Origin of the sequence: Sphingobium indicum BiD32 (assembly GCF_000382885.1) — a bacterium.
Classification (GTDB): domain Bacteria; phylum Pseudomonadota; class Alphaproteobacteria; order Sphingomonadales; family Sphingomonadaceae; genus Sphingobium; species Sphingobium japonicum_C.
Genome location: NZ_CAVK010000179.1, coordinates 18,149 through 27,893, shown reverse-complemented (window position 1 = coordinate 27,893; position 9,745 = coordinate 18,149). Strand labels below are relative to the sequence as shown.

Annotated in this window: 7 protein-coding genes; 4 read left to right on the top strand and 3 right to left on the bottom strand. The window is 64.2% G+C overall.

Features of this window, described 5'->3' with window-relative positions:
• Positions 1 to 42: 42 nt before the first annotated feature.
• Positions 43 to 2,715, bottom strand: a complete 2,673-nt coding sequence (locus EBBID32_RS17475) for a hypothetical protein (RefSeq protein WP_037491549.1) — start codon at positions 2,713 to 2,715, stop codon at positions 43 to 45.
• An 81-nt stretch (positions 2,716 to 2,796) separates the two neighbouring features.
• Between EBBID32_RS17475 and EBBID32_RS17470 the strand changes: the two genes are divergently transcribed.
• The 4 genes from EBBID32_RS17470 (at position 2,797) to EBBID32_RS17455 (ending at position 6,893) form a co-directional block, all read left to right on the top strand.
• On the top strand, positions 2,797 to 3,099 hold the full coding sequence (locus tag EBBID32_RS17470; RefSeq protein ID WP_006962180.1) for a hypothetical protein: 303 nt from the start codon (positions 2,797 to 2,799) through the stop codon (positions 3,097 to 3,099).
• A 90-nt stretch (positions 3,100 to 3,189) separates the two neighbouring features.
• Positions 3,190 to 4,371, top strand: coding sequence for a hypothetical protein (locus tag EBBID32_RS17465; protein ID WP_006962179.1), 1,182 nt, complete (start codon positions 3,190 to 3,192; stop codon positions 4,369 to 4,371).
• A 57-nt stretch (positions 4,372 to 4,428) separates the two neighbouring features.
• Entirely contained in the window at positions 4,429 to 5,517 is a 1,089-nt protein-coding gene (locus EBBID32_RS17460; RefSeq protein ID WP_006962178.1) for a DUF2336 domain-containing protein, read from the top strand.
• Positions 5,514 to 6,893, top strand: a complete 1,380-nt coding sequence (locus EBBID32_RS17455; protein ID WP_037491546.1) for a sensor histidine kinase — start codon at positions 5,514 to 5,516, stop codon at positions 6,891 to 6,893. Before EBBID32_RS17460 ends, EBBID32_RS17455 begins: the two co-directional genes overlap by 4 nt.
• Before the next feature lie 64 nt (positions 6,894 to 6,957).
• Here the strand turns inward: EBBID32_RS17455 and EBBID32_RS17450 are convergent, their stop codons facing one another.
• Together EBBID32_RS17450 and gltX are read right to left on the bottom strand one after the other, a co-directional pair.
• On the bottom strand, positions 6,958 to 8,244 hold the full coding sequence (locus tag EBBID32_RS17450) for a citrate synthase (RefSeq protein WP_006962176.1): 1,287 nt from the start codon (positions 8,242 to 8,244) through the stop codon (positions 6,958 to 6,960).
• A 20-nt stretch (positions 8,245 to 8,264) separates the two neighbouring features.
• Positions 8,265 to 9,686: a glutamate--tRNA ligase gene (gene gltX / locus EBBID32_RS17445; protein WP_037491545.1), complete on the bottom strand. Its 1,422-nt coding sequence runs from the start codon at positions 9,684 to 9,686 to the stop codon at positions 8,265 to 8,267.
• Positions 9,687 to 9,745: the final 59 nt, after the last annotated feature.

The following is a 9,745-nucleotide window of genomic DNA, read 5'->3' as shown; positions in this document are numbered from 1 at the left end:
TCGCTCGAAACGAACGGGTCTAAGTAAGTTGGCGCGATCCGCTTACTGCCGCAGCCGCTCGATCGCCTGCGCCAGAGCCACATAGAGCTTGCCCATGTCGGACGAAAGGATGGCGACGCCGAGCGCGTTGCCGTCACGCGCCGACAGGATGATCCGAAGCATCCCTTCAAAATCATGGATATAGCGGTTCACATGATCGCGGAATTCCGGGTCATTGTCGTAATGAAGCGCGATCTCGCGCGATTCCCCCGCATCCAGCAGTTTGACCGCGCGACGGGTAAACACGCCACGATCACCCTTCAGATAGGCCGACCAGCTTGAATCGGTGACGTCGTTGGACAGGATCTTGGCGACGTCGATTGCGGTGCTGTTGAGCGATTCGATCAACAGTGCGGAGCGGCGGGCGAAATGGTCGCGGTCACGATTTTCCGATGCACGCTCGGCTTCCTCAATCCGCTGTTCGACGCTGGCGCTGGTGTCGGCGATGGTCAGCAATTGGCGGGTCAGACGTTCGGAGGCTTGATGCGCGGCCTTGACCGCGTCCTCTGCGACGCGCGCGACCTGTTCGATCTGCGCCGTCACCTTGTCCCCGATGGCGGTCTGCATCGCTTGCTCACTGGCGTCGGCCAGCGCCTGCGCGGCTTCGGGAATGGCGCGGCCCAGCGCCTGCCGCGCGCGCTCGGCGGCCTGATCGGCCGTATCCTTGACGCGCAGCAGCGCGGTGACGAGCAGCGGCCCGGCACCTTCCGTAATCCGGGTCGCATCCTGATGCGCGCCATCCAGCGCCACGCGCAGTCGTTCGACCAGATTGCGATTGGCCTCCAGCCCGCCCTGCGTGCTTTCCAGCCATTCGGTAAGGCGACTGCCCTGACCGCGTAGCATCGATTCAGCCTCTTCCGCCCGGCCGACCAGCGCCTGTGAGATGGCTTCCAGCCGCTCCATTTCCGGTGTCGTGGTGCCCAGCAGGGTACGGCTCTGCTCCAGCCGGGCGTCGAAACGCTCCAGCGCGGCGGGATAGGTTTCGTCCAATTCGCGCACGCTCGAATCGAGCGCGACGAGCAGGGTTTCGGCGCAGCCGATCAGCTTTTCGGCGGTCACACCGCCATTGGCCAGTGCGCCGTCGATCCGCTGGGTTTCGGCGGTCAAGCGGGCAAGCGCTTCGGTCAACCGTTCGCTGCGGGCTAGGGCGACTTCCTCCAGCGTTGCGAAGCGGACCTGGGTGGTGGTGATCGTTTCATCCAAGCCAGCTTGAATACCCGCCATCAGGCTGTGCTGCCCGGCCATGACATCGTTAATCTGGTGCAGACGGCTTTCGACGTCGCCGATCGTGTTCGCCAGACCCGTGACCGTCTCGCTACCAATGGCGTCGAGGCTGTCGCGCGAACGGGTGACCAGCGATTCGAGCGCCGCCGATTGCGACGACAAATTGCCGTCCGTCAGCGCCAACGCTTCCTGCGCGCGGGCCAGCGCGGCGTCGAGCCGTTCGCGCAGATCGGTTTCGATCGCGTCCATGTCCCGCTGCAACGTGGTCAGGGTCGTCTCGCTCACGTCACCGATGCCCGCCTGTGCTGCGGCGACGAGGGCTTCGAGATGTTCGGCGCGACGCGACAGGCCTTCGTCCGTCGTCGCCATGGTAGCGCGCACGCTGCGCAGGGCATTGTCGAGCCGCGCGGTCAGGTCCGCCTGTGCCGTGTCGAGATCATGGATCAACGCCGTGCGCATATTTTCGCTAGTGCTGGCGATGCCGGTTCCCGCCGTGGCAACGAGTGCTGCGAGTGCGTCTGCTTGTGTTTCGATATCCTGGCGGGTGCGGTCCATGGCCTGCCGTGCGCTCTGGGCGGTGGCATCGATCCGTCCGGCGGCAATCTCCGCCATGCCGGTCACTTCTTCATTGGCAGCGCGGGTCGATTCCTGGAGCTGGGTGAGTTGGCTCGACAGGCTCTTGGTCGCGGACAGGGTGCGGGCGCGGGCGTCGTCCGACAGTTCGGCCAGCGCATGAAGCCGCGCTTCCAATGTGTCGATCCGTTCGGCAAGCGCATGACCATTGTCCATGATCTGCGCCGCCATGCGACCGGTGCGGTCCTCCAGTTCGGGAATCGTCGCGATCAACGAGTCCATCTTCGCCAGGAGCGCGGTGCTGGCCCGTTCGGCCGACTCGGCGCGGTCGGCGGTTGCCTGCGACCGGCTGGCGATCAGTTCGGCGGACGCTTCCATATTGCTGCTGGCGGCGGCGCCATAGCTGTCGAGCAATTCAGCCTGGTCCTGCATCGACTGGCGGGCGGCTTCCAATTGGGTGGCGATCCGACCAAGGCGCAGTTCAAGCAGATCGGCCTCCGTCCGCAAAGCGCGGGCGGTGTCGAGATAGCGGCGCGATTCGGTGCGGCTGTTACGCATCAGCAGCAGGTAGGCGAGGCCAAGCAGGATAAGCGGCACGACCAGCGTGGCGATGGCGTTGGCCCAGAACAAGGGACCACCGGCCAGCTCACCCGACGCGACCATTGCCCAGCCGGCAAAGCCGACCCAGCCGACCGCTAGCATGGTCAATCCGACGCGCACGCGCCTGACCCAGGCATCGCCCGCGCCATCATCCGAATCATCTTCGTCGCTGTGAAGAACCGCCTGTTTCAAAAACAATATGTCATCCGCCTGCGACGCATCACCGGTCGCGCTTGGTTCATCGCGCCAAAACTCTACGATTGTGCTGCCCCCTGTCATGGCGCGCATCCTAGCAGCTTTTCCGCCCGCGCAAATGCCCTGTTACCAAAACTTAACGCAAGCCAGATAGCGTCTGTCTCTATGTCCTATGATCCCGGCGCTCTCCATGCAGCTTTATCCGCAGCCGTCGGCGACGACAGCGCCCTGATCGCGGACCTGCGCGTCGCCTTCATGGAAAGCGCGGCGCGGCAGATCGATTTGCTGGGTCGGGCGCGGTGCGACGCCAATTGGGAATTGGCGGCGTGGCGGTTGAAGGGACTGGCGGCGAGTTTCGGGCTGACCGCGCTGATGGCGCTGGCGGATGAAGCGGCCGAGGCCGCGCCGGGCGATCCGCGCGTGCTGCGCCGTTTGCACGCGGCGTTGGCGGGGTTGCAACAGGGCTGAATCGCGGCATGGGCACGGCTGTGCTTGCGCGAAGCCGTATCCCTTGCGACAAGGCCCGCTGCACAACAATCGGGTCGATACCATAACGATATGAGTTTCGCGGCTATTCTCAGCGCCAGCCGGGCTTCGGGCGATTCGTCCGGGGGGCAGTCGTCCGGTGGTCAGCGCGCGAGTCTGCATTTTGCAGGGCAAACGCTGGTGGAATATCAGGCGCGGCAGGCGGCGCAGGCGGGCGCGGATCGTATCATGATCCTGGTGAGCGTCATTACACCCGCTTTGTCGCAGGCCGTCGATCGGCTGAGCGCCGATGGCATCGCAGTCGCACTGGTGCGCGACATGGTGTCGATGGTGCGGGATGCGCCGCGCGACGCCGACGTGCTGTTGGTCGCAGACGGGGCGATCGTGTCGCAGGCGCATTTCGAGGCGATGGGCAGCGCGGAGGGCAATGCCCTGCTGGTCACGGATGACAGCCGCGCCAGCACGCCGTTCGAGCGGATCGACGCCGGACAGCGCTGGGCCGGACTGGCGCGGATCAGCCCGACTTTGTTATTCGGCACGCTCGACATGATCGGCGACTGGGATTTGTCGCTCACGCTGGTGCGGGCGGCGGTACAAAAGGGCGCTCGCCGCGTCACCGTATCGCAGGACGACCTGCTCGAAGGGCGGGTCGCCCTGATCGAAACCCAGCAGCAGGCCGATCTGGTGGCGCAGGCGGTGACGGCGGCAGGCGCTTCGTCTGCGCGCGCGCGCGGCGGCGTTGAACATTATCTCCTCTCGCCCCTCGCACGGATGATCAGTCCGGCGCTGATGCGGATGCAGGTGCCCGCGATGCAGGTGCGGATCGCCGCCATCGCGCTGGGGGCCATTGCGCTGGTGCCGGTCGAGTTGCTCTGGACGCTGACCGGATTTGCGTTGCTGCTGGTGGCGCTTTTGCTGGCGGAAATTGCCGATCGGCTCGACGAACTGGCGCTGCGGCCCCCGCCCATGGGCGTGCTCGCCTTTGTGACGCCGTTGCTGGCGCTGATCGGGATCGTTCTGGCGGGCAGCAGCACATTGGCCGCCGATCTGGCGCTGTTGCTGGGGATCATGCTGGTGGCGGACCGCTGGCGACGGACGGGCAATGCGCGGCCATGGATGATCGTCACGCCCGGAACGGTGCTGCTGTTGCTGATCGTCGCCGGGCTGGTCGGGATGCTGGCGCAGGGCATAAGGGTGGCGATGCTGGCTTTGATCGCTTCGGCCGGGGCGATCATATTGCGCCCGCGTGACTGAGCATATTTCGCCGCCAGGGTTTAGTGCATTTTAAGGACGTCGGGCTATGCTCCCGGTATGAACGCCTATTCGTCCCTTACCGGTGCGGCCATGGCGGACAGCTGGCCGATGGCGCAAGTCATGGCGGGCATGTCCGCCGTGCCGGTTGGCCATGCCATCGATCTGGCCTTCTTCTTCCCGGTCGAGGAGCGGGCGCGCCATGATGCGTTGATCGCGGAAACGCGGCGGCATCTGGGCGGATGCCTGAACGGAATCGAGATGGCGCTGCGGCTGTCGCTCGACCATGCGCCCGACGTCGCCCACATCCTGTCCCGCTCACCCGACCCGCTGTGCTGGCGGACCGTGCGGGCGCAGCCGACGCTGATCGGACCGGCGCTGCTGGCGCATATGCAGATGCGTGCGGGGGTCAGCCTGATGCTGCGGCAATTTGGTCAGCCCGACATTGAGCGGCTGGACGATGGCGATGGCGGCATGTTGGCGCTGGGCGATGATCCGCTGATCGGCGATGCGCTGTCCGCGCTGGCGCTGGCGGAGGGCCGCTGGATCGCCGTGGGAGGGGAGGATCGGCCGATGCGACCGGACCTGCCCGCCGAATATTTTGCCGAACTGGTGTGGAGCGCGGCGGCCTGTCTGGCCGCCATGGTTCAGCGGAGCGCGCCTGATCTGGGCGACGCCTTGCTGGCAGGGTTCGAGCGGTCGGGCTGGGCGTTGATGGCCGACCATGATGAAAGCGTCAGTCCGATTGCGGAGGCCGAACGGCTGGTGCGGCGCATGGGCGACATCGCCGATGCACCTGACCTGATGGGTGTCGCGCTGGCGCAGCGGCGCTTCCTGCTGTTTGCAGCGCTGGCGGCGCGGCGGTTGCGCATGGCGACGGTGCAGGTGACCGACATATTGGTGATGGGACCGCTGGGGCAGGTGGCGATGCTGTGCCGCGCGCTGGGCGGATCGGACGCCGATTATCGTCATTTGCTGCTGGCGTTGCGACCGGTGCGGCCGTCGCTGTCCGACGCTGCGATCGTGGCGGAGGCGGAGCGCTATCAGGGGCTGACAGAGATGCAGGCCGATTCGGCCGTCAGCGCGTTGCGCACGCCGCCCGCTTTCCGTTCCAGGCTCGACCATCTGCGCCGGGTGACGGGCGCGTGAACATGCCATCGCATCCTGCGATCATCCGGGCATCCATTTCCGCCGATGGCCTGTTGCTGAGCGCTGACCTGCGCCTGCTGACGCTTCAGCGTGAGGCGGGAGGTGACCTTGGCGCGCCGGTTGCCGTGCCGCAACTGGCCGCGATCGCGCGGCTTTCGGCGCGGCTGGGCATTACCGTGTCGCGACCGATCATCGCGGCGACCGAGCGTGGTGACATCGACATGTGGGTGCGGGCGCGGCCGGATAGCGATGGCGTCACCCTCTCGATCATCGACTGGCATGAGCGGCCGGCAGTCGCGCTGCCAGCGGACACAGCGCGGCGTGAGGCGGACATTGCTGCGCTGGCCGATGGCTGGAGCTGGCAGATCGACATGCAGTTGCGGTTCCAGATGGTGCTGGCGGGGAGCGACGCCCATGGAGCGCTGCCCCCCGATCCGCCGGTGCCTGGCAGCCGCTTTTCCGGCTATTTCCAGCTTCAGCCAGATGAGGAGGGCGACATGGCGATGCTGCGTGCCTTTGCCCAGCGGCGTGCCTTTCGCGCGCAGACGGCAACGCTCGTCAGCGATCCTGCACGGTCGTTTCAGCTGTCCGGCTTTCCCATGTTCGATCTGGCGGGGCAACTGACCGGCTATCGCGGCACAGCCTTTCCGCTGGAGCAGGCGGTGGTCGTCCCGATGGCGCAGGACGCAGCGGTTGCCTTCTATCCGGGTGAATTTGGCAAGCGGCTCGACCGCTCGCTGCGCCAGCCTTTGGGACGGATCATCGCCAACGCTGATACGATCAGCGCGCAGCTGGAAGGTCCATTGCGCCCTGATTATGCCGATTATGCCACCGACATCGCGGCGGCCGGGCGGCATCTGATGGCGCTGGTCGATGATCTGGCCGATTTGCAGGCGATCGACCGGCCCGATTTCAGCGTGATCGCAGAAGATGTCGATCTGGCAGATATTGGCCGTCGCGCCGCCGGATTGTTGGCGGTCAAAGCGCTTGACCGACAAATTCGCATGATTGCGCCGGACACGGACGCCAGCACGCCCGCGATCGGCGAGTTTCGCCGGGTGTTGCAAATATTGGTCAACCTGATCGGTAATGCGGTGCGCTATTCGCCCGAAGGCAGCGAGGTGCGGATTGTGACCGGGGGCGATCATGGGCAGGCCCGGATCATGGTGATCGATCAGGGGCAGGGCGTCGCGGTCGCGGATCGAGAGCGTATTTTCGAGAAGTTCGAGCGGCTGGGCCGCGACGATGCCGGGGGCAGCGGCCTTGGCCTCTATATTTCCCGCCGCCTGGCGCGTGCCATGGGCGGAGACATTCGCATTGGCGGTGCGCCGGGTGAAGGTGCAAGCTTCATCCTGACATTGCCGACGGGCGAATGATCCCACGAAAAACGGCGCCCCCGATGGGAGCGCCGTTCTGCATTTTCCTTATGGTCGGGCGGGTTTAGCGCTTGTCGACCGCAACATAGTCGCGCTGCACCGGGCCGGTATAGAGCTGGCGCGGGCGACCGATCTTCTGCGCTGGGTCCGAAATCATTTCGTTCCACTGCGCGACCCAGCCGACGGTGCGGGCGAGGGCGAAGAGGACGGTGAACATTTCGGTCGGGAAGCCGATCGCCGACAGGATCACGCCCGAATAGAAGTCGACGTTGGGGAACAGCTTCTTTTCGATGAAATAAGGATCGCTGAGCGCAATCTTTTCCAGTTCACGGGCGACGTCGAATACGGGGTCGGTGACGCCCATCGTCTTGAGCACGTCCTCGGCCGTCTTTTGCATGACGGTCGCGCGGGGATCGTAATTCTTATAGACGCGATGGCCAAAGCCCATCAGGCGGAACGGATCGTCCTTGTTCTTGGCGCGGGCGATATATTCAGGGATACGATCGACGGTGCCGATTTCGCGCAGCATGTTGAGCGCGGCTTCGTTCGCGCCGCCATGCGCGGGACCCCACAGGCAGGCAATGCCAGCCGCGATGCACGCGAAGGGATTGGCACCCGAAGACCCTGCCAGACGCACGGTCGATGTCGATGCATTCTGCTCATGATCGGCATGGAGGATGAAAATCTTGTCCATGGCGTCCACGATCACCGGATCGGGGATGTATTCCTCCGCCGGGACCGAGAAGGTCATGCGCAGGAAATTGGCGGTGTAGGACAGGTCGTTGCGCGGATAGACGAAGGGCTGGCCCACCGAATATTTATACGCCATCGCCGCGATCGTCGGCATTTTGGCGATCAGGCGGTGGCTGGCAATCCTGCGCTGCACCGGATCGTTGATGTCGGTCGAATCATGATAAAAGGCCGACAGCGCGCCGACGACGCCGCACATGATCGCCATGGGATGCGCATCGCGACGGAACCCGCGATAGAAGGTCGTGAGTTGTTCGTTGACCATCGTGTGGCGCGTAATCGTGCGGGTGAATTCGTCCAGCTCCTGCTTGGACGGCAATTCGCCGTTCAGCAGCAGATAGCTGACTTCCATGAAGCTCGATTCTTCTGCCAGCTGGCCAATCGGATAGCCGCGATGCAGCAATACGCCTTCGTCACCGTCGATATAGGTCAGGCCGGATTCGCAGCTCGCCGTCGATGTGAAGCCCGGATCATAGGTGAACATGCCGGTGTTGGCGTAAAGCTTGCGCACATCGATGACCTGCGGACCAACCGAACCGTCCATGACGGCATAGTCTTTGGTCTCTCCCCCGACGGTCAAAGTGGCTTTGTTATCCGACATATTGTTCTCCTACTATGCCATCAGCTGGCCGATGCGTGCCCCACATCGGTCAGCCGTTCCAAGCTTCCCTCTTTCCCCAGAAGGAAGAGGACATCAAAAATACCCGGCGAGACGGTGCGCCCGGTGAGTGCCGCTCTAAGCGGCTGCGCCACCTTGCCCAGCCCCAGGCCAGCATCCTCTGCCACGCTGCGAATTGCGTCCTCGATCGCTTCGACTGTCCATGTTTGAACTGGTCGCAGAGCGTCGGCTGTCTTTGCCAGCAGCGCGCGCGCCGAGTCGTCTAGCAGAGCCAATGCCTTTTCGTCAAAATCCAGCGGGCAATTTTTGAACAGAAATTCGGCGCCTTCGGCAATTTCATTAAGCGTTTTGGCGCGCGGCTTGAGCGATGGCATGGCGGCCGTCAGCAAAGCGAGACCAGTTTCGGGCAGGGCGCGGTCCAGACGCGCAGCGACCCGCGGCGCGACCAGCGCGGCGAGGCGGGCGTCGTCCGCTTCACGCAGATAATGACCGTTGAGATTTTCCAGCTTCTTGATGTCGAAACGCGACGGCGATCGGCCGACGCCGTCAATGTCGAACAGTTCGATGGCGCGGGCGATGGGAATAATCTCCTCGTCGCCATGCCCCCAGCCCAGCCGCAGTAGATAGTTCAGCACCGCTTCGGGCAGCACCCCCATATCGTCGCGATAGGCATCGACGCCAAGCGCACCATGGCGCTTGGATAATTTTGCACCATCCGATCCGTGGATCAGCGGGATATGGGCATAGACCGGCTCTTCCCATCCCATCGCTCTGATGATGCACAGCTGGCGGAAGGCGTTGTTCAGATGATCGTCGCCGCGAATGACATGGGTGACGCCCATATCATTATCATCGACAACGACCGCCAGCATATAGGTGGGCGTACCGTCCGACCGCAGCAGAATCATGTCGTCCAGTTCGGCATTCTGCACGACGACGCGGCCCTGCACTGCATCCTCGATCACCGTTTCGCCTGTGCGCGGCGCTTTCAGGCGGATGACATAGGGCGCGCCTTCGGGCGCTTCTTCGGGCGAACGGTCACGCCAGCGGCCGTCATAGCGCATCGGCTGCCTGGCGGCGCGCTGCTGTTCGCGCAGTTCCGCCAGTTCTTCCGGCGTGGCATAGCATTTATAGGCATGGCCACCCGCCAGCATCGCGTTGGCGACCTCGGCATGGCGCGGGGTGCGGGCGAACTGGAATATGGCGGGTTCATCGCCGCCCAGACCCAGCCACTCCAGCCCGTCGAAAATGGCGGCGACGGCGTCTTGGGTCGAACGGGCGCGGTCGGTATCCTCGATCCGCAACAGGAATTTGCCACCATGGTGACGGGCGAACAGCCAGTTGAACAATGCCGTGCGTGCGCCGCCAATATGCAGGAACCCGGTCGGCGAAGGCGCGAAACGGGTCACTACCGGCTTGTTCATTCCCGTTGCACTTGCCTTCATATTCGCTGACATTCGTCCTGCCTGTTCCATGAATGCGT

Coding starts and splice junctions, on each gene's coding strand:
- EBBID32_RS17475 (WP_037491549.1), bottom strand. CDS start 2,715: ATGACAGGGGGCAGCACAATCGTAGAGTTTTGGCGCGATGAACCAAGC.
- EBBID32_RS17470 (WP_006962180.1), top strand. CDS start 2,797: ATGTCCTATGATCCCGGCGCTCTCCATGCAGCTTTATCCGCAGCCGTC.
- EBBID32_RS17465 (WP_006962179.1), top strand. CDS start 3,190: ATGAGTTTCGCGGCTATTCTCAGCGCCAGCCGGGCTTCGGGCGATTCG.
- EBBID32_RS17460 (WP_006962178.1), top strand. CDS start 4,429: ATGAACGCCTATTCGTCCCTTACCGGTGCGGCCATGGCGGACAGCTGG.
- EBBID32_RS17450 (WP_006962176.1), bottom strand. CDS start 8,244: ATGTCGGATAACAAAGCCACTTTGACCGTCGGGGGAGAGACCAAAGAC.
- gltX (WP_037491545.1), bottom strand. CDS start 9,686: ATGAACAAGCCGGTAGTGACCCGTTTCGCGCCTTCGCCGACCGGGTTC.